Source organism: Zhenhengia yiwuensis, from assembly GCF_014384995.1.
Lineage (GTDB): Bacteria > Bacillota > Clostridia > Lachnospirales > Cellulosilyticaceae > Zhenhengia > Zhenhengia yiwuensis.
The window spans coordinates 64,282-85,798 of sequence record NZ_JACRSY010000018.1 but is presented as its reverse complement, the minus strand read 5'-3'; the positions used below and the strand labels follow the sequence as shown (position 1 = coordinate 85,798).

19 protein-coding genes are annotated in these 21,517 nt (G+C 35.5%); 18 read left to right on the top strand and 1 reads right to left on the bottom strand.

The features are described 5' to 3' along the window. The first annotated feature begins 281 nt into the window (after positions 1-281). The 4 genes from H8718_RS12225 to H8718_RS12210 all read left to right on the top strand — a co-directional run bounded on the left by H8718_RS12225 (position 282) and on the right by H8718_RS12210 (position 8,209). Positions 282-974 carry a response regulator transcription factor gene (locus tag H8718_RS12225; RefSeq protein WP_177668678.1) on the top strand — a complete coding sequence of 231 codons (693 nt, stop codon included), beginning with the start codon at positions 282-284 and terminating at the stop codon, positions 972-974. Then, the gene (locus tag H8718_RS20845) at positions 949-3,156 is read left to right on the top strand and encodes a sensor histidine kinase (protein WP_249333137.1); all 2,208 of its coding nucleotides are present in this window, start codon (positions 949-951) and stop codon (positions 3,154-3,156) included. Before H8718_RS12225 ends, H8718_RS20845 begins: the two co-directional genes overlap by 26 nt. A gap of 146 nt (positions 3,157-3,302) precedes the next feature. Further along, a complete protein-coding gene (locus H8718_RS12215) occupies positions 3,303-7,685 on the top strand; it encodes a PolC-type DNA polymerase III (RefSeq protein ID WP_249333136.1) in 4,383 nt (1,460 codons plus the stop codon). 23 nt (positions 7,686-7,708) lie between these two features. Continuing rightward, a complete protein-coding gene (locus H8718_RS12210; protein ID WP_249333135.1) occupies positions 7,709-8,209 on the top strand; it encodes a hypothetical protein in 501 nt (166 codons plus the stop codon). A gap of 134 nt (positions 8,210-8,343) precedes the next feature. On the opposite strand, the gene H8718_RS12205 is transcribed toward H8718_RS12210, so the two are convergent. Then, entirely contained in the window at positions 8,344-8,736 is a 393-nt protein-coding gene (locus tag H8718_RS12205) for a DUF2500 domain-containing protein (protein WP_249333134.1), read from the bottom strand. Positions 8,737-8,886: 150 nt separating this feature from the next. On the opposite strand from H8718_RS12205, the gene H8718_RS12200 reads away from it, so the two are divergent. From H8718_RS12200 to H8718_RS12140, 14 genes are all read left to right on the top strand, one after another. Continuing rightward, positions 8,887-9,513, top strand: a complete 627-nt coding sequence (locus tag H8718_RS12200; protein WP_249333133.1) for a YczE/YyaS/YitT family protein — start codon at positions 8,887-8,889, stop codon at positions 9,511-9,513. Between the two features lie 27 nt (positions 9,514-9,540). Further along, the gene (locus H8718_RS12195) at positions 9,541-11,004 is read left to right on the top strand and encodes a DEAD/DEAH box helicase (RefSeq protein WP_249333132.1); all 1,464 of its coding nucleotides are present in this window, start codon (positions 9,541-9,543) and stop codon (positions 11,002-11,004) included. 91 nt (positions 11,005-11,095) lie between these two features. After that, entirely contained in the window at positions 11,096-11,227 is a 132-nt protein-coding gene (locus H8718_RS20615; protein WP_283246213.1) for a clostri-philic family protein, read from the top strand. A 95-nt stretch (positions 11,228-11,322) separates the two neighbouring features. Beyond that, positions 11,323-12,072, top strand: coding sequence for an NAD-dependent protein deacylase (locus H8718_RS12190; protein WP_249333131.1), 750 nt, complete (start codon positions 11,323-11,325; stop codon positions 12,070-12,072). A 222-nt stretch (positions 12,073-12,294) separates the two neighbouring features. After that, on the top strand, positions 12,295-13,374 hold the full coding sequence (locus tag H8718_RS12185; RefSeq protein ID WP_249333130.1) for an ABC transporter ATP-binding protein: 1,080 nt from the start codon (positions 12,295-12,297) through the stop codon (positions 13,372-13,374). After that, entirely contained in the window at positions 13,371-14,675 is a 1,305-nt protein-coding gene (locus tag H8718_RS12180) for an ABC transporter substrate-binding protein (RefSeq protein ID WP_249333129.1), read from the top strand. Before H8718_RS12185 ends, H8718_RS12180 begins: the two co-directional genes overlap by 4 nt. Then, entirely contained in the window at positions 14,665-15,540 is an 876-nt protein-coding gene (locus tag H8718_RS12175; RefSeq protein WP_249333138.1) for a carbohydrate ABC transporter permease, read from the top strand. The genes H8718_RS12180 and H8718_RS12175 overlap by 11 nt, the downstream gene beginning before the upstream one ends. Next, the gene (locus H8718_RS12170) at positions 15,533-16,360 is read left to right on the top strand and encodes a carbohydrate ABC transporter permease (protein WP_249333128.1); all 828 of its coding nucleotides are present in this window, start codon (positions 15,533-15,535) and stop codon (positions 16,358-16,360) included. The genes H8718_RS12175 and H8718_RS12170 overlap by 8 nt, the downstream gene beginning before the upstream one ends. Then, the gene (locus H8718_RS12165) at positions 16,360-17,283 is read left to right on the top strand and encodes a prenyltransferase (protein WP_177668656.1); all 924 of its coding nucleotides are present in this window, start codon (positions 16,360-16,362) and stop codon (positions 17,281-17,283) included. Before H8718_RS12170 ends, H8718_RS12165 begins: the two co-directional genes overlap by 1 nt. A 15-nt stretch (positions 17,284-17,298) precedes the next feature. Beyond that, entirely contained in the window at positions 17,299-18,132 is an 834-nt protein-coding gene (locus tag H8718_RS12160) for an ABC transporter substrate-binding protein (RefSeq protein WP_177668654.1), read from the top strand. Between the two features lie 76 nt (positions 18,133-18,208). Then, positions 18,209-19,450 (top strand): MFS transporter, encoded by a 1,242-nt coding sequence (locus tag H8718_RS12155; protein WP_249333127.1) that lies wholly within the window; start codon positions 18,209-18,211, stop codon positions 19,448-19,450. Between the two features lie 45 nt (positions 19,451-19,495). Next, on the top strand, positions 19,496-20,143 hold the full coding sequence (locus H8718_RS12150; protein ID WP_177668650.1) for an HAD family hydrolase: 648 nt from the start codon (positions 19,496-19,498) through the stop codon (positions 20,141-20,143). An 18-nt stretch (positions 20,144-20,161) separates the two neighbouring features. Beyond that, positions 20,162-20,914 carry an exodeoxyribonuclease III gene (locus tag H8718_RS12145; RefSeq protein WP_249333126.1) on the top strand — a complete coding sequence of 251 codons (753 nt, stop codon included), beginning with the start codon at positions 20,162-20,164 and terminating at the stop codon, positions 20,912-20,914. Between the two features lie 119 nt (positions 20,915-21,033). Next, positions 21,034-21,321, top strand: a complete 288-nt coding sequence (locus tag H8718_RS12140) for a hypothetical protein (RefSeq protein ID WP_249333125.1) — start codon at positions 21,034-21,036, stop codon at positions 21,319-21,321. The last annotated feature ends 196 nt before the right edge of the window (positions 21,322-21,517 follow it).

Genomic DNA, 21,517 nt, shown 5'->3' with positions numbered 1-21,517 from the left:
TAGAGGCTGCTTGAAAAAAATATGCAGTTGGCGAACTATTCAATATGCCTTAAGGCATTGCTAGTAACATGCCCTTATAGGGCTAGAGCAAACCACCCGTTAGACGGGTGGTTATGATTTTATTTATAAGAGAAGATAGATTTTGAGTATAAAAATTATGACGAAATCGTAAGAAAGCTAGTTATAACTTTGTAAGTTTTGGGATTTACAATAAAGATATGACCTTGGGAAGAAATCTCATGTATAATAAGTCTAAAAAGTTTTAAGCGGGGGGATAAAAGATGACGTATACTATACTAGTTTGTGATGATGATCAGCTCATTGTAAACTCTATTGCTCTTCATTTGCAAAAAGAGGGCTATAGAGTGATAAGAACTTATAATGGGTTAGAAGCCCTAGAGGCAGTAGAGCAGCATGAAATCCATCTTATTTTGCTAGATGTGATGATGCCGAAGTTAGATGGCTTGTCTACGACACTACGTATTAGACAGGAGAAAAATATTCCTATCATTATGCTGTCTGCTAAAAGTGAGGATACAGATAAAATCGCAGGACTTAACTTTGGTGCAGATGATTATATGACGAAGCCTTTTAATAGCTTTGAACTTTTAGCAAGGGTCAAATCACAAATTAGAAGATATACGACACTTGGAAGTATGGCATCTAAGCCGCAGTGTCTATCAACAGGAGGACTTTGGCTGGACTTAGATACAGGAAGTGTGACTTTAGATGGTGATCTGGTTAAGTTGACCCCAACAGAATATAAGATTCTTGTTTATCTAATGAAACATATGGGACAAGTTCTCTCGATACATCAAATTTATGAAAATGTATGGCAGGAGGTAGCGCATGCACCTGAAAATACAGTAGCTGTCCATATTAGGAGACTTAGAGAAAAAATTGAGATTAATCCTAAAGAACCAAAATATATAAAGGTGGTGTGGGGCAGTGGCTACATGGTGGAAAAAATTTAAGTACAGTAAGGTACATAAAAGTTTCTTATTTGCATTGCTTTGTTTAGCAGGGATACTTTTAGGGAATAGCTTGGTTGGAATAGCTATAATGCCATACAGAGAAAGTTATTATGAAACATGGGAGTATCAAAGTAATATTATGGATAAAGCTGGTTTCGTAAGAGACTGGATTGTACGATATGTAGATGAGGATATTTTTAATCCTGATAAGGTGACAGATGAAGAGGCTGCAAGATATTTAGGTATAGATTTGTCTATGATAGAGGGGTATAACCCTGATAAACAGGAGCAAGGAGTAGAAGAAAAAAGTGAAGAAACTGTAGCTATAACGGAGCAAGTACTTTCTATAAAGAGATGGACAGAAGAAAAAGCAAAAGCTGTATCAGGTATTATAAAGGATCGTAAGGAGTACTTTGCCACAATTCAAACGAGCTTAGATACACCTAATATTGAATACTTTGCGAGAAATAAAGAAACAGGTGAAGTTGTAACCAATAGAGAAGATTATAATGGTACGAATAGTTTAGAGATACTAGAAGATTTTAAATCAAGAGAACACTATGTAAAAGGGAATGGCGACAGTGCCTTACTTTACGAAAATGGAAGAGTACAAGTAGATTATTATGGTGGATTAGAAAGTCGTTACTATAATTACTATTATGGAGAAGGTGTAGACTATACGGATCAATATGAAGTCTACGTAGCACTTAGAGATGAGCTTGTACCAGGTGATTCTTTCTATACAAATAAATTACAGATAGATAGAGCGCTTGCTATTAAGGAGAAAGTTTATGTAGGTCTTGTGATAGGCATAGCTATAGCAATTATAGCAGGTCTATTATGGCTAAGTGTAGTAGGTCAAGGAGAGAAAAAAGGGAAGATATATTTAAACGTCTTTGATAAGTTACCGTTTGAAGTTCAGACTATGCTCTATATACCAGCATTGTTTATAGTTTTTATAGGTTCAGCTTTTGCTTTAGATAGGGTACTTTCTAAAGAATGGTTACCTTATGGGGGAAGCCCATTTGAAATTGGTGTGATTGTGTTTAATTTTATGTTGGTTATAGCTGTAAGTTTAACGGTTCTCTTTATAAGCAGCATAGTGAAGCATATAAAAAATGGAAGTTGGAAGCAGTATATTTTAATAGTACGCCTAGGACATTGGCTTATTATGAATATGACAGAGGGAACTTTGCCATTTGTAGTGATTGGTGTTATCCTTATTTATCTTGTGTTAAGTGGAATAGGTATATTAACTTTTCTAATGGGCTTTGGTATAATGAGTCTTCTAGCTTTTATGGGATTAGTATGTCTTAATATAGGCGTGGCTCTTATAAGTATAAAGCTTGTAGTAGATTATATGCAGATAGCTAAAGGTATTAAGAAGGTAGCAGTAGGTGACCTTAAAGCAAAGGTCGAACTAAAGTACACCCTTCCTGCCATGAAAGAAACAGCTAATGCACTTAATCATATTGGAGATGGATTAGAGTCAGCTGTAACAGATGCTTTAAGAAGTGAGCGTTTTAAGACAGAACTGATTACTAACGTTTCTCATGATCTTAAGACACCACTTACTTCTATTATCAGTTATATTGATTTATTAAAAGAGGAACCTATAGACAATAGTACAGCTAGGGAATATATTGGTATTCTAGATGAACGTAGTAATAGACTTAAGCAGCTTGTAGAGGATCTCGTAGAAGCTTCAAAGGCGGCTACAGGTAATGTTAAAGCAGAACTTATGCCGACGCGTATAGACCAATTAGTCATTCAAAGTGTAGGGGAATATACCGACAGACTAGAGGAGAGGCACTTAAATATTGTGTTTAACAAAGTCGAAGAAGTTATGGTGCCTATAGATGGCAGACATATGTGCAGAGTCATTGAAAATCTATTGTCTAATGTATGTAAGTATGCGATGCCATACACACGTGTGTATATAGATGTGTATAACTTACAAAATAAAGCTTGTGTTGTGATTAAAAATATTTCAAAAGAGCAGTTAGCTATAGAAGCGGAAGAACTCCTAGAACGTTTTGTAAGAGGAGAAAGCTCTAGAACTACGGAAGGTTCAGGACTTGGTCTCGCTATAGCAAGAAGTCTTGTAGAAGTACAAGGCGGCAAGCTTGGTTTAGAGGTTGATGGAGATTTATTTAAAGTGGTGATTGAATTCCCACATTAGCAAATATTAGAAGCAAGTTGCCTAGAGAGGCAGCTTGCTTTTTTGTGTTGATTGACTTAAAGTATCTAGTTGTAGTACTTCCTTGTTATTTCTAAGAAATACAGATAGAATACTAATAATAAATAAAAGTGTGGGAGGAGACAAGCATGGACCAAACAGCTGAGGTAAGACGTTTTTTTGAAGTTTTGCCTGAATTAAAAGTAGAAGATAAACTTATGCAGCTGTTTTCTATTGTAGATGTAGAAAAAGTTGTTTTAGATAATAGTACAAATGTACTTATGTTCCATTTATGTAGTCGTGAAATCATTCATCATGCGCAAATTGTTAAAATGCAAGAACATATTAAAAACAAGCTGTTTCCTAATACACCTGTTACCATACAACTTAGGGAAAAGTATCTGCTCTCAGAGCAGTATACTGTAAAATATATAACAGATGTTTATAAAGACAGTTTGCTTTATGAAATATCCGCAAAAAGTGAAATGTTTTCTGCTATGATTCGTATGTCGGAGTGGACTGTAGAAGGGGACACCTTAACAGTAACCTTAGATAATAGCCTCTTTGCAAGAAGAAAGGCTGAAGAGATTAAAACATTCTTAGAAAGTGTTTATAGAGAACGTTTTGATAGACGTATACAGATTTGTTTTGAATTTACAGTACTTGCGCATCATACACTTGCTGAGGAAAATGAGCAGAAGATTAAACGAGAAGTGAGCACAGTAATGGGTAACGTACGTGTGCATGAGAAGAAGGAAGAAGAGGTAGAAAAACCTAAGAAAGCACCTGAAGAAATCAAGGCCAATCAAGAAAAATATCGTAAGAAAGCCCAAGATCCAGATGTATTCTATGGCCGATACTGTGATGGAGAAGTTACACCAATTGATGAAATTGTGGATGAAATTGGTGAAGTTGTCATTCAGGGTAAAGTGATAGGCATTGAAACACGTGAAATCCGTATGGAAAAAACCATTATTATGTTTGATATTACAGACTTTACAGATACCATTACAGTTAAGCTTTTTGTTAAAAATGATGATTTAGTAGATGTACTGGGTAATCTTAAAAAAGGTGGTTTTTATCGTGTAAAAGGTATGGCTATGATGGACAAATATGATAGAGAAATCAGTATCGGTTCCGTACAAGGTATTAAACCAAGTGCCGATTTTACAACCAAGCGTATAGATACCAGTGAAGAAAAGCGTGTAGAACTTCATCTTCATACAGTCATGAGCGATATGGATAGCGTTGTAGATATTAGCAAGATGATTAACCGTGCCAAAGAGTGGGGCATGCCGGCAGTAGCTATTACAGATCATGGATGCCTTCAGGCTTTCCCTATTGCTAATCACTGTGTTAAGAAGGATGAGCCCTTTAAAGTCATTTATGGAGTAGAAGCTTACTTTGTAGATGATATGAAAGAAATGGTAGTAAACTCTAAAAATCAAAGCTTAGAGGATAGCTATGTAGTCTTTGACTTAGAGACAACAGGTTTTAGTCCACATCAAAACAAAATTATAGAAATCGGGGCAGTAAAAGTAGTAAAAGGTCAGGTTGTAGATACTTTTAGTGAATTTGTTAATCCACAGGTACCTATCCCTTATCAAATTGAAAACTTAACAGGCATTAATGACCGTATGGTCATGGATGCACCTGTTATTGAAGAGATATTACCAAGGTTTATGGCATTCTGTACAGGTAGTGTTATGGTTGCTCATAATGCAGATTTTGATATGAGTTTTATAGTAGAAAATGCCAAAAGACAAAATCTACCTTGTGACTATACAGTATTAGATACCGTAGCCTTAGCTCGTATGTTAATGCCACACCTTGGAAACTTTAAGTTAAATAATATTTCCAAACATTTAGGAATCAACTTAGAAAATCACCATAGAGCGGTAGATGATGCGACAGCTACAAGTGAAATTTTCATGAAGTTTATAGAGATGCTTAAGGAGCGGGAGATTACACACCTGGGCCAGCTTAATGATCAGATGGATGTATCTCCTGAATATATTAAGAAGCTGCCAACTTATCATGGGATTATTCTAATCAAGAATGAAACAGGACGTATTAACCTTAATAAACTTGTTTCAGCTTCTCACCTAGATTATTTCGCAAGACGTCCTCGTATGCCAAAGAGTCTTATTCAGAAACATAGAGAAGGTCTTATTATTGGGTCGGCCTGTGAGGCAGGTGAACTTTTCCAAGCTATTGTAAGAGAAAAGGACGAAAATGAATTAAGACGTATTGTAAACTTCTATGATTATTTAGAAATCCAGCCAGTTGGCAATAATAGTTTTATGCTTCGTAGTGATAAATATGAAGCAAGTACAGTAGAAGATTTAATTAACTATAATAAACGTATTGTTGAGCTTGGTGATATGTATGGCAAACCAGTAGTAGCTACTTGCGATGTACACTTCTTAGATCCAGAAGATGAAGTTTATAGGCGTATTATTATGGCAGGAAAAGGCTTTAAAGATGCTGATGACCAGCCACCGGTATACTTTAGAACAACAGATGAAATGCTTGAAGAATTTAAATATTTGGGCAAGGAAAAGGCAAGAGAAGTTGTTATTACCAATACAAATCTTATTAATGACCAAATAGATAAGATTTCTCCTGTATTACCAGATAAGTGTCCACCTGAAATTCCAAATTCAGATGAAACACTAAGAAGCATCTGCTATGATAAGGCCCATGAGATTTATGGACCAGAGCTTCCAGAGGTAGTTGTAGAGCGTCTTGAAAGAGAGCTTAACTCTATCATTTCAAATGGTTTTGCCGTAATGTATATCATTGCACAGAAACTGGTATGGGATTCTAATGACCATGGCTATTTAGTAGGTTCAAGGGGATCTGTAGGGTCTTCCTTTGCAGCAACGATGTCAGGGATTACAGAAGTTAACCCACTTTCCCCTCATTATATCTGTCCTGAATGTCACTTTGTAGACTTTGACTCTCCAGAAGTTAAGGCTTATGCTGGAAGTTCTGGGTGTGATATGCCAGATCGTGACTGTCCTAAATGTGGGCATGAACTATTAAAAGAAGGTCATGATATTCCATTCGAAACTTTCCTTGGATTTATGGGAGATAAAGAACCCGATATTGACCTTAACTTCTCAGGAGATTACCAAGCTAAGGCTCATAAATATGTAGAAGTAATCTTTGGGGAAGGAAAGGCCTTTAGAGCAGGAACCATTGGTACAATGGCAGAGAAGACGGCCCTTGCCTATGTCTATAAGTACTGTGAGGAAAGAGGTCTGCATAAGAGACGTGCAGAGATGAGACGTATTGCTGAAGGATGTACAGGTGTTAAACGTACAACAGGGCAGCATCCAGGTGGTATTATCGTAGTGCCTCATGATAGAGAGATTTATGAGTTTACAGCGATTCAGCATCCAGCCAATGATACAACAACACCTATTATTACAACGCACTTTGAGTATCACTCCATTGACCATAACTTACTAAAGCTCGATATTCTAGGGCACGACGATCCAACTATTATTCGTAGGTTAGAGGATATTACAGGAATTGATTCTCATACTGTAAAGCTAGATGATAAAGATGTTATGTCTCTATTCCATAGTACGAAGGCTCTTGGTATTGAACCTAAAGATATTGGAGGTATCCCACTGGGTTCATTAGGTATACCAGAGTTTGGTACAGACTTCGTTATTCAGATGTTAGTTGATGCCAAACCAAAGAGTTTCTCTGACCTTGTTCGTATTTCTGGACTATCACATGGTACAGACGTATGGCTAGGAAATGCACAGACACTTATTGAAGAAGGAAAAGGAACGATTTCAACGGTTATTTGTACACGTGATGATATTATGACCTATCTCATTAATCAAGGGATGGATAAAGCCTTATCCTTCACTATTATGGAAAGTGTACGTAAAGGGAAAGGGCTTAAGCCAGAATGGGAGGAAGAAATGCTTAAATACGGCGTACCAGATTGGTACATTTGGTCCTGTAAAAAGATTAAGTACATGTTCCCGAAAGCCCATGCGGCAGCTTACGTTATGATGGCATGGCGTATTGCCTGGTATAAGATTTTCCATCCACTTGCTTATTACACCGCTTTCTTTAGTATTCGTGCGTCTTCCTTCTCTTATGAACTGATGTGTCAAGGGAAAGAAAGACTGGAATATCATATGAAAGAAATTATGAATAAAGGGAAAGAAAATCAAACAGCCAAAGAGCAAGATACTTTAAAAGATATGCGTCTTGTTCAGGAGATGTATGCCCGTGGTATTGACTTTATGCCAATTGACTTAGCTGTTGCAGATGATAAGAAGTTCCAAATTATAGATGGCAAGATTATGCCGGCCTTAAGTGCTATTGATGGACTTGGGGAGAAAGCGGCGGAAGGGATTGTAACGGCTATTAAAGATGGTCCTTTCCTTTCAAAGGAAGACTTTAGAAACCGTGCTAAAGTAAGTAAAACTGTTACAGATAAAATGTCCGAGTTAGGTATACTAGGACATTTATCAGAATCTAATCAGTTAGACTTATTTTAAACATAAAGAAGTAGGAGATTACAATGAACCATAATATTGAAATTAATGATTTAAACTATTATGCAGAGGATTATGACTTAGACGGACTTATAAGAGTCGCTGATAGTGTAGAGGCAGCCTTTGTATTTATGGAACAAGATGAGATGGATGATAAATACTATCGTAATCGCTATACCAATCTAGAGCCTCATATGAGTCTTAATAATATTATTAAAAGTGTACATTACTATCTAGAGCAAGATGAGCTTAACAGCTTATTTATTTCATTTGCAGTAGAATATGAAGGGAAACTCACTGTATTTGATGGTAGAGAAGAACAATATGAAGGGCTAGAGTTGGGTGAACTAGAATTAGGAGAGAATTTAATTTATGGTCTGATTGTTCAACTAGTAGATGAAGCATATTCTTTTAAAGAAGTTCTTTATAAAGATGGTGGTCTTAAGCAGCAGTCAGAAGCAGTACCTGTATTTGATGCAGGGGAGCTTAGAGAGCTTATGGGCGACTTTATTATGCAGTTTATGTAACAAGAAAGATATGTAAAAGCCTAAGGGGATACTTGGAATGAGTAACCCCTTAGGCTTTTTTAAATAAATTACCTATCTATTAAAAGGTATATTTATACTTCTATACAGATGCTGTACTCTTAAAGATTATAAGTTTATTTTATACGCTCAAAATTTTTATAACGTGTACCTTGGAAAGTAAGCTTACCCATATCACCTTCTACAAGGTAGCCATACTCATTGGAAGCAACATGAAGTTCTAGGCGGTCACCACTTTCAAATTCAAAAGTAACATAATAGCTTGTAGAACTACTCGAATGAGGCATATTGTCATGAGTATTATGGGAATGGCTCGTATGACTGCGTTTGGCTACAACTTTAGCAGGTACAGTAAGTAAGGGTGAATGATTATTTTTGTTCCAAGTTCTAATGCCTTGTGCAAAGGAAAGGATAAATACCGTTATAATAATAAAGAAAACAATAAAAAATATAAATGGAAAAAGTGTATCCATCAAAGAATACATGCCAAAGCCTGAATGAAATCCCATTTTTAAATCCTCCCTAAAGTGTATATTAATATCAGTATAATTGAAAAAAGTTTAATATTCAACAAAGATTCTTGCCATAGACGAGTAAAAGTAGTTATAATCAAGCATAGAACATAAGACATTTTTATATACTACAAGGAAGGATTTATTATGCTAAAAAAACTTTTACTTTTTTTTATGGGACTTTTTATTATTCAATTTGGTGTAGCCTTATTTTTAGAGCTGAATCTAGGTTCTGACCCTTTTACCATTTTCACACAGGGGATGGCAGGCTTATTAGGGATAACACCTGGGGCAGCGAACAGATTATTAACAGCTATTATTTTCTTTATCATTCTTATGCTTGACCGTAAAAACATACATATTGGTACTTTCCTAAGTATTTTATGTGTAGGAGTAGTATTAGATTGGATGCTTCTTATTGTAGCACCATTTGAATTAAGTACATATCCACTTATTATAAAAATTAGTTTATTTATCGTAGCATGTATCATTATTGGCATAGGGGTACCTATTTTAAAATGTGCTACTTTAGGTGTGCCACCTAATGACCTTGTATACTTTACAGTTGTGGACTTTTTAAGTAAACCATATGGTAAAGTACGTATGGTAACAGATATTTTATTTGCTATTGTAGGGATTATGTTAGGCGGTGTGATAGGTATAGGAACTTTACTATGTATCTTTTTATTAGGACCTATTGTAGAATTCTTTTTCCCGAGAATTGAAAGATTTACAGAGACTTTCTTAGCAGAAGATGCAATGGAAGCTGTATAAATATAAAAGAAAGAAGAAGGACAATATATGCAATTTAAAGATTATCAACTTAGTAATACACTTATAAAAGCACTCGATTTATTGCATTTTAATACACCAACCAAAGTACAGCAAGCTATCATTCCTCTTGCTTTAGAGGGTAAGGATGTCATTGTAAAATCACAGACGGGAAGTGGTAAGACAGCGGCTTTTGCTATTCCTATTTGTGAGAGAATCAATTGGGATGAAAATAAACCTCAGGCCCTTATCCTAACACCTACACGTGAACTTGCTATGCAGGTAAAAGAAGATTTTTTTAACATTGGTCGATTTAAGCGAATGAAGGTAATGGCTCTTTATGGTAAGTCACCTTTCCATATTCAGCAAAAAGGTTTGAAACAAAAGACACATATTGTAGTAGGGACACCGGGGCGTGTACAAGATCATTTAGATAAAGGAACTTTTATTACAGACGAAATACGGTATTTAGTGATAGATGAGGCAGATGAAATGCTAAGAATGGGTTTTATTGACCAGGTTGAAAACATTATTAAAACTCTTCCAAAAGAACGTGTCACTATGCTCTTTTCAGCTACTATGAAACCACATATTGAAAAGCTATGTGAGTCTTATATGATAAATCCTGTTACGGTAGAAATAGAAAGTACCACTCTTACTGCTGATCGGGTGGAACAGGTTTATTATAAAGTAGAAGATAGAGATAAGATGCAGGCTTTAGAAGCTATAACAACAGTAGAAAGTCCTGAAAGCTGTATGATTTTCTGTAATCGTAAAGAAGGTGTAGATTCAGTATATGAAGGACTCAAACAGTTAGGTTATCCATGCGTTAAAATCCATGGTGGCATGGAGCAAAAAGACCGTTTTGCTGTTATGGAGGACTTTAGAAATGGCCGCTTCCGTTACCTTGTAGCAACAGATGTAGCAGCAAGGGGCATTGATATTGAACATATTACACACGTCATTAACTTTGATGTGCCAGAAGACCTTGAAAACTATGTACACCGTATAGGACGTACAGGTAGAGGTGGTAAATCAGGGAAAGCCCTTATGCTTGTAACACCATTAGAAGAAGACAGGCTAAGTGCCTTAGAAGACTATATTGGGCATACGCTCACCTTGGATAGGGTTCCAAGTGAAACAGAGGTTGGAGAGGCTAAAGCGCATTTTGAAAAGAAAATGTCTACACCTATGAAAAAGGTTGAAACAAAAGGTGAAAAGCTCAGTGCAGAGATTATGAAACTTCATATTAATGCTGGTAAAAAGACAAAAATGCGCCCTGTAGATATTGTAGGGACACTTTGTAATTTAGAAGGTATGAGTGCAGATGATATAGGTATTATTGAGATTCAAGATATATCTACTTTTGTAGAAATTCTTAATCACAAAGGAGAATCTGTATACAAACAGCTTCAAACAACTCCTATTAAAGGGCGTTTAAGAAGAGTAAGTAAGACGAAAAAGACTTATAAAGGTTCAAGTAAAAATGAGTAAGAACTGAAATAGGAAAAATAAACAGTCTTCTTATGGACACATAACTTTAAGATGATAAGTATAAACTATCTCTGAAAGGATGTGTTAAAGGATGAATCATAAACCTAATCAATCTCAGCAAAAAGGTGAAAGAAGAAGACGCCTACATGAACACCAAAATAACCATGGTGAAGCTAAGAAACAGACAAGTTATGAGGACTTTAATGGAAATCCAATCAAATAGAAAGTATAGATGGAGAGAAGAAAGACTCTCCATCTTTTTTTATACTCGGTTCTATGCCATAATAAGAAATAAGAATAATTTATGGAGATGTTTAGATGAGTATAGAAAGATTAACTGAAATTTTAAGAGAAAGTCAAAATATTGTTTTCTTTGGAGGGGCAGGCATTAGCACTTCAAGTGGAATACCTGATTTTCGAAGTTCTAATGGACTTTATAGTAAAAAATTAAATAGAAACTTTACACCCGAACAGGCAGTATCCCATTCATTTTTTGTAAGATATCCTGAAGAATTTTATGATTTTTATAAGAAAAATCTTATTTATCCAGAGGCAAAACCAAATGATTGTCATATTGCACTTGCTAAGCTCGAGAAAATGGGTAAGTTAAAAGCCGTCGTAACGCAGAATATTGATGGACTACATCAGGCAGCAGGATCTAAGAAGGTATATGAGCTTCATGGTTCCGTACTGAGAAATTATTGTATGAAGTGTCATGCCTTTTATGATGTGAATTATGTGTTACAATCGGATGGAATTCCAAAATGTGAAAAATGTGGAGGTGTCGTGAAACCAGACGTTGTTCTTTATGAAGAAGGACTGGATGAACAGATAATTTCTGGTGCAGTTCATGCAATTTCTAAAGCAGATACACTAATTATTGGAGGGACTTCATTAGTAGTGTATCCCGCAGCAGGATTAATTGATTATTTTACGGGCAAGAAATTGATATTAATTAATAAAAGTACCACTTCAGCCGATAATAAAGCGGACCTTTTAATTAATGATGATATTTCAAAAGTAATGCAAGAAGTCGTTGAGAATATAAGTATACTTAAATCAGTTTGAATATTATGAAGCAGATTCTTTGAAGATGAAAATTTGTTTTGTGTATAAATCAGAAGGGATGGTGTTAGAGCTTTTTGTTATTTGAGAGCTTCTAGCACCTTTTTCGTATGTTTTTTTTAAAGTTGATTAAACTAACAAAGTGTATATGGGGGAAATTGACAGGTAGCGTAAAGGATTATATAATAATGTGCTAGGCACTTATACATAAAGGTGGTGAAGCACATGGGAAATGTGACGTTTAATAAAGTTTCTAAGAGATATGAAACCAATAAGTCTTATGCTCTCAAAGACTTTAATCTTCAAGTTGAAGATGGTGAACTCATTGTAGTAGTAGGGCCAAGCGGTAGTGGAAAGTCTACTTTGCTTGAGCTGATCTGTGGATTTGAAACCTTAACAAGTGGTGATATTTTAATAGATGGTCAGTCTATTCAAGATAAACATCCTAAAGATAGAGATGTAGCTATGGTTTTTCAAAACTATGCTTTACTCCCTCACTTAACTGTCTATGACAATATTGCCTTTGGTATGAAGATAAGAAAAGAATCTAAGAAAGTTATAGAAGAGAAAGTAACATGGGCAGCAAAACTTTTAGAGTTAGAATCCTATCTAAAGGTCAAACCTAAAAAACTTTCTGGAGGACAAAGACAGCGTGTAGCCCTTGCAAGAGCAATGGTGAGAAAGCCTAAGCTCTTCTTAATGGATGAGCCACTTTCAAATTTAGATGCTAAATTACGAGATAATATGTCCCAGGAAATTAAAAAGTTGCATGAGGCCCTTCATGCAACGATGCTTTATGTGACTCATGACCAAATAGAGGCTATGACCATGGCTGACCGCATTGTGATTTTAAATAAGGGAGAGATTCAGCAGGTAGGCTCTCCAAGTGAAATTTATCAAGAACCTAAGAATTTGTTTGTAGCACAGTTTATCGGTAGACCTTCTATTAGTTTATTTACATGCAAAGGAACAAAGCGAGGCATACTTTTAGAAGAAGAGATTGAAATTATTACAAAAAAGCAAGTTCTAGAGGAAGATAGAAACTATTTGTTAGGTCTAAGGAGTGAACATATTCAAATAGTAACAGAAGGAGAGGTGCATTTAGAAGCAGTTCTTCAGAAAGTAGATTATTTGGGCGGTGAATCACTTCTTTATTTACAATATAAAAATTGCAGTTTTACTGCTAAAGCGTATGGAGATGTAGCTTACAAAAAAGGTGACACTGTTAAGATAAGACTAGACCTAGAGAAAGCACATTATTTTGACCAAGAAACTAAAGAAAATATTAGGAGGAATGTAACATGAGAAAATGGATGGCGGTACTACCCCTTATTCCAATGATTTTTACAGGTTGTGCAAATGGAAATGGAGGTCAAGGCACTACTCCAAATGGTGGAACAACTAATGGGAATACAAGTGACATAGGAGGAACAATCACAGTTGTAACTTCTCGTACAGATGCAGAGGAACTTTTTGCAGATATAGAAGAAGAGTTTAAAGCTCTCTACCCATCTGTAACAGATATTATTTGGGAATCTTCTTCAGATTATAATAACTATATTACAACAAGAATGAATACAACAGATTATGGGGATGTTCTTTTTGTACCTTTCAGCATGTCAGGCGAGCCTGAAATGTATCCAAACTATTTTGAGCCATTAGGTACAGTAGAAGAGTTAGGTAAAGCTTATATTGATGTAACGGAAGCTGATTATAATGGCATAGCATATGGACTACCAGCAGCTATTAACTCATTAGGGATTATTTATAATGAGGATGTATTTGAAGCAGCAGGGATTAAAACTTTTCCAACTTCAATAGAAGAGCTTTTAGCAGCTTGTCAGCAAATTAAAGACAATACAGATGCTATTCCTTTCTTTACCAACTATAATTCAGGACTTGGAACATGGGGGGGCATGCTCTCATCTTTCGGAGGAGAAAATTATAAAGAGGCTATGCTTCAAAGTGGTACAGCTTTCATGCCAGGACAGCCTATAAGACAAGTCATGGATCTTTTCTATGCCCTTACAACAAATGGGTTTACTGAGCCAGACCCAGTTACTATTGACTTTGCTCAAGGTAAACAAATGCTAGCAGATGGTAAAATTGCTATGATGATGAAAGGGTCTCAAGATGAAAAAGCGATTGAGGAACTTTCAGATGTAAGTGATATTGAGATTGCACCTATGCCAGTTAAGGTAAATGGCAAAACAAGTATTGCATTTGGGGCACCGGAAGTAGTAGGAATCAATGTAAACAGTACAAATAAAGCAACTGCTAGAGCTTTCCTTGATTTCTTTATCTCAGCTGAAAGTGAATATGCTGATGATTTAGGTGGTATGTCACCAGCACTTGCTGACTTAGATCCTGAAGAAAGAGCTATCTTTGAAAATAATAATATTGTTTTAACAGCCCCACCAGTAACGGCTGAAGTAGAGACAGTTTACACGAGCATTGCCAATGAAGTAGGTGTAGCAAGACTTACAGAGGTACTTCAACAAGTCATTAATATGGGACTTTACCCTGATCAATATGAAAGCTATGAAAACTATGTAAATAGCCTTGAAGCACGTTGGGAAAAGGCTGCAAGTGAATATGCTAAGTAATAAAACTAAAAAAGAAAGACAGCTGATTGGCTGCTTTCTTTTTTGTCCTTTATTATTACTTTTTACTTTTGGCATTTATCCTATTTTTGCACTCATAGAATATAGTTTTACCTCATGGAATGGTCTGTCACCAGTTAAAACTTATGTAGGTTTTTCTAACTATATTAAAATTCTAACAGATCCAGTTTATTTAAAAGTATTTTTTAATAGCTTAATTTATTTTATAGCAGGGTTTATACAGATTGTGATTGCTCTCTTTTTTGCTATTTTACTCTCTACTAAAGTAAAGGGTAAAAATTTCTTTAAGGCAACTTTTGTATTTCCTTGCCTCATAAGTGGGATGGCTGTAGCGATGCTCTTTAGACTATTTTTTAGCCCGGGAGGAAGTTTTGACAGTCTCTTAGAACTGATAGGACTTACTGAGCATACACGCTATTGGTTAGGAGATCCTAGAGTTGTAAATTATACCCTAGGTTTTATTTCTATATGGCGTCATACAGGTAAAAGTTTTATTTTATATTTTGGGGCTGTTCAGTGTGTCCCACTTGAACATTACAAGTTAGCAGAGATAGAAGGAGCTAGTTGGTGGCAGAAAGTGCGTCTTGTTATTTTACCAGGTATTCAAATCGTACTTAAAATAAATTTCATATTATTAACAATAGGCGCTCTATCTACTTTTGAATTACCACTCATTTTAACAAATGGCTCTAATGGGACTATGACTTTCTTACTTCAAACTATGAAGACAGCTTTTGAGAAGAAGATGTTTGGTCTTGCGGCGAGTATGGCTGTTATAGTTAGTCTTGTTATTTTAGCCATTACAGCTATTCAAAATAAAATCTATAAGGGGGTAGAAGATGATTAAAAAAGTCATGATAAGTCTATTAAAATATGGAAGCTTATTGCTGTGGAGCTTTATTATATTTTTCCCGCTTATAACTTTATTCTTTGGTAGCTTTAAAACGTATGATGAGTTTGTAAATACAGCTGGAATGGTACCAACTGAGAACTTCTTGAACTTTGATAATTATATAAGAGCTTTTAATGAAGGCAAAATGCTTATGGGATTTACAAACACTTTTATTTTACTGCTCTTTGGAGTTGGTGGAAGTATTATCATTGGTTCTATGGTAGCCTATATCATTAACCGTTTTGACTTTAAGTTTAAAAAGACTATTTTATTTGCTTATCTATTAGTCTCTATTGTGCCTTTGGAAATTTCACAGGTGGGCACGTTTAAGCTCATGCATAAGCTAGGACTTTATAATACACTATTGGCACCTATCGTTATTTACATAGGAGCAGATGTGCTTATGGTCTATATCTATCTGCAGGCATTAGATAAAATTCCTAAGGAAATGGATAAGGCAGCGATTTTAGAGGGAGCATCTTACTATAAGATTTATAGTAGGGTTATTTTTCCACTTCTCAAACCTGCTACGGCTACAGTAGCCTTACTTAAAATGATTGCCATTTATAATGATTTTTATATTCCATATCTTTATATGCCGGGGGAGAAGATGAATACAGTTTCAACGACTATCTATAGATTTGTAGGCCCTAACCAAACAGATTGGCATGTTATAAGTGCAGCTATTTTAATCAGTATGATACCTATGTTAATTCTATTCTTTATGCTGCAAAAATATATTTACCAAGGTATTACAGCAGGGAGTATACGATAATGAAAGAATTTTTAAAACGTGCGTACACAGTCATGGAAATTAGGACAGGCTTTGCTACAGGTCTTCCTATATTAAGTGGGGGATTATATGGAGCTTATCTAAGTGGAAGCTTAAAATTTTGGACACTTGTATGGTTCTTTATAAGTGGATTTAGTTTTAATATTGTAGCGAATGTAGCGAATGAAATAAGAGGCTATCTGAAAAAGGAAGAAAATGAATCTACAATGACAGGCCATAAAGGGAGTGAAGGACTTGTAAGAGGAGATGCTACACTTAAGGATGCTCTTATTGTACTGGTAGGCTTTCTAGCCTTGGGAGGAATAAGTGGGCTTATGGTAGTGCTTCTTACAAAGAGTCTGTTTATATTAGGAATGGGTCTATTAGGTGCATTAGCAGCAGTGACTTATTCATTAGGGCCTAAACCCTATATTGTTTATCCTATAGGAGAAGCTATATCGGGGCTTTTTGTAGGCGGATTAAGTAGCTTTCTGTCTACCGCTATACAAGTAGGAAATTTAACACCAGAGATTGTACTTTATGCTTGTATTCCTATGATGATGACGGTCTTTTTAATGTCTACAAACAATACTTCAGATTATGAAAAAGATAAAGGTGCAAGAGTAACACTTCCTCATGTTATTGGGTTTAGAAACTCCATTAAGATTATTATTCCAGAGGCCATTTTTATGGTATTATGCTGGGGTGCATTATTTCTTATAGGAGGCATTACTTGGTGGATGTTTATAAGTGGTCTTATTATATTTGGTGAATTTGGATATAGACGCTGGTATAAAGACTACTACAAGATAAAGGAAGTATATCCTGCTATGGGCAAGGAGTGGGGGCCAAGACCACTTTTGCTTATTTATAGTTTTCATGCGATTTTAAGTGTAGAATTTTTACTTGGACTTATCATGCAGTAAGCGAAAGGAGTTTATATGGAGCCAATTCATTTACATCATACAAAGAAAAACCCTCTTATTATCCCAGCCTTATTAGCAGATCGAAGAGGATTATTTGAAAAACGTGGGTTAAAAGTTTATCTAGATTTAGCAGAAGATTTTACCTTTGATGGGAATAAACCTTTTATAGAAGGTAAATCAGATGTAATGATGGGGGATTTAACTTTCTTCTTCTATATATTAGAACAAGGGAAAAAAGCTGTACTCACCTCTAATCTAACACGTACTATTCATCTTGTAGGTAGAAAGGGACTTACACCTCCTTATAAAGGCATTAAAGTAGGAGTTAACCGTAAAGGGCTCTTTAGGCTATATCTTGAAAATGATTTAAAAGATATAGTGCCAGATGCGAAGATTGTATGGATGAATAACTCTTATGAGCGTATGCAGGCATTAGAAAAGGGAGAAATAGATGCTCTTGTAGCTATAGAACCTTTTGTAACAGACCTTACAGAAAAAGGACATCATATTATATGGAGTACGAGAAATAGTGATAAAAATCTTGTTATGTGGGCCTTTGGTCAAACTTTCTATGAGAAGCATAGAGAGAGTGTACAGGCTTTCCATAATGCGCTTGAAGAAGCCGGGCAGCTTTTTAATGCATTAGAAAGCAAAGAAAAAGTCAAAGTATGCCATCAAGAATTAGGTTATCCCCTTGCTTTTGCAGAGCGAATGGCAAATTTCGAATTTGAAAATCAAGCACCCATTCGGTTAGAAGACTTTAACCTCTGTATGGAATGGATGTATAGAGAGAATGAAATTACAAGGCTATATGATGGAAAAGAGCTGATTAAACAAAGCCTATGTTAAGGATTTTAAGGCTGCCTTGTAGTAGACTTATAAAGTTAATCAAACTTTATATTTTTACAACCGGAGGAGACTTAATTTGAAAAGCAAATGGTTTATGTTTTTAGTTTTATTTTTATCGGGGGTTACGGTAGCACTTAGTCAATTAAAGGTACCACCTATTATGGGCCTACTTAGTGAACAAATGAATATCTCACTTTCAGAAGCTTCTTGGCTTATGTCTATTTTTACAGTAGGTGGAATCGTATTTGCTATTCCAGGAGCAAGTATTATGAATAAATTAGGGCCTAAAAAACTTTTACTTTGTCTGATGGCTAGTTTATGTGTAGGAAATATGCTTGGAGGCATGACAAAGGTATATCATGTACTTTTATTAAGTCGTATGATAGAAGGTATAGCCTTTGCCATGATTATTCTTGTAGCACTTGTTATGATTAATACATGGTTTGGTGAAAAGGCAGGTTCAGCAATTGGAATCTTTAATACTTTTGCAGCAGTGGGCTCTTTTATCACAATGAATGCCTGCTTACCAATTACAAATACTTTTGGTTTAAAAAGCTTATGGTTCATAGTAGGAGGACTTGCTGCACTTTGTTTTGTACTCGTTTTGGTTTTTATCAAAATGCCAGAAGATATGCAAAGTGAAAGGCAAGAGAAAGGCTTATTGAAAGAAGCTAGTAAAAATAAGCATACATGGATTGTAGCAGGTGCTATGGGGTGTATTGCTTTTGTACTCTTTACTTTTGTAACAAGCTATCCTCAGCTTTTTACAGGACTTTATGGCCTAGCGCCTAATGAGGCAAATTTCTATGCTAGCTTAAATGGTCTGTTTGGGATTCCTTTCTGTATTCTGTGTGGCTTTATTGTAGATAAGACAGGTAAGCCTATGTTAGTGACCTTACTTGGATTTATTGCACTTGCCCTAACATGCATGATGACAACTTTATTAGGTCCTACAACTTTTGTTTTACATACAATACTCACAGCCTTATTTGGTGGTGTTACTTTAACAGCGATGTTCTGCATAGCACCAGCAGTAGCTAAGAGACCAGCTTGTATAGGCTATACACTTGCCCTCGTTAATCTGGTTTATTATATTGGTGTATTTGCTTGTAGTCCGGTCATACTGGGGACAGCAGAAAGTATGGGATGGCAGATGTCAGCTACTATTTTAGTAGGGGTATCCGTAGTAGGAGCCTGTCTTGTGGCCTATTTAATATTTAAAACGAAAAAGAAAATAACTAAAAAGCACCTTAAAGTCTGTTTTAAAGAAGAGACTTTAAGGTATTTTTTTGAAAAGATTTATAAAGTTGTGATATGATTAAGCTAAGTACTAGAAGTGAGTAGATTAGAAAGGGAGGTTAAGATGAAATACATATTATTTGATTTAGATGGAACGTTGACAGATCCTAAAGAAGGTATTACAAAAGCTGTACAGTATGCCCTTAAAAAACATGGCATAGAAGTGGAAAGCAGGGATGAGCTAGAAAAGTTTATTGGCCCTTCTCTTAAGTATTCTTTTATGGAGTTTTATAACTTTAGTGAAGAACAGGCGCTGCAGGCAGTAGAAGATTATAGAGAATATTTTAAACCTATAGGACTCTATGAAAATGAAGTTTATCCTGGTATAGTAGCATTATTAGAAGAGCTTCATAGTAGAGACATGAAGCTTTTTATTGCTACTTCAAAACCTACTGTATTTGCAAGCCAAATTGCAGCACATTTTAATATAGATAAATATTTTACTGAAATAGTAGGTTCACAGTTAGATGGCACACGTGTAGAGAAAGATGAGGTTATAGGTTATATTTTAGCAAAGTATAACTTAACTCAAAAAGACCACATTATAATGGTGGGAGATAGAAAATTCGATATATTAGGCGCTAAAAAGCATGGTCTACAGGCTATTGGCGTAAGCTATGGTTATAGTGAAGATAATGAATTAGAAGAAGCAGGAGCGTGTTGTATAGCAGATACAGTAGAGCAACTGGCAACTTATTTACTAGGAGATTAACAAGAAGGAGAACAGAAGATGAAATGTGTATCATGGAATGTTAATGGGCTACGTGCCATTGTAAAAAAGAACTTTTTAGAGTTCTTTAATGAAGTAGATGCAGATATTTTCTGCATTCAAGAAAGTAAATTACAAGAAGGACAGATAGAATTAGACCTTCCTGGCTATTATCAATACTTTAACTATGCTGAGAAAAAAGGTTACTCAGGGACAGCTATCTTTACAAAAGAGGAGCCTCTTAGTATAAAACTTGGTATGGGAATAGAGGAGTTTGATCATGAAGGTAGGGTGATTACACTAGAATACCCAGAGTTTTATTTTGTAACGGTTTATACACCAAATGCTCAGTCAGAGCTTGCAAGGTTAGAATTTAGAATGGCATGGGAAGATGCTTTTAGAGCATATCTTGTGGATCTTGACCAAATGAAACCTGTTGTTGTGTGTGGTGACCTTAATGTAGCCCATCAAGAGATTGACCTTAAAAATCCTAAGACAAACCGAGGTTCAGCAGGTTTCTCAGATGAGGAACGTGCCAAATTTACAGAGCTTCTTGAAAGTGGATTTGTAGATACTTACCGTTTCTTTAATCCAGAGCAGGAAGGCGCTTATACTTGGTGGTCTTATCGTTTTAAAGCACGTGAGAAGAATGCAGGGTGGCGTATTGACTACTTCTTAATTTCTAAAAGACTTATAGAACGCATTCAAAATGCAACCATTTATCATGAAATAATGGGCTCAGATCATTGCCCAGTTGGTATAGAGCTTGAATAGATGACACAAAAGAAAAGACTTGCTAAGAAATAATAAAAGTAAGTCTTTTTTATATTCTAGTAATGATACATAAAACCAAAGTTTCGCAAGTTATAAAACTAAAAGGGGAGAGTGAGATTATGGAAGTATTGTACATAGCAGGGTGGATTGGATTTATAGGAGTAGGATTAAGTGTAGTTATTTTGGGTGCGGAGGGTATTCCTATTGCTATCTTTATCGGGATGATTGCTGCCATTTGCATAGGGTTATCAGATATAATCATGAATCAAAAACGTATGATGAAGAAAATCAATAACCTAGAGCATTTATTAATTCAGGCTGACTTAGAAGGAAAAGTGAAATGTAAGGATTGTGGTAGCTTAATTAAAAAGGAGGTAGAAGAGTGCCCAATTTGTGGGAAGAAATAGTAGATAAAATGAATTAATAATAGTACGACATTTTGGGACTTTATTGACATAAGAAACCGGTTACTATATACTCATACATAATGAATAGGATACCTTTAAGATAGTCCAGAGAGGCTAAGAAGGTTATACATTGAACGGTGTATGAGTCTTAATATCTTAAAGGGATATTAGGGCTTTTTTTGGTGTCCTAGAAAAA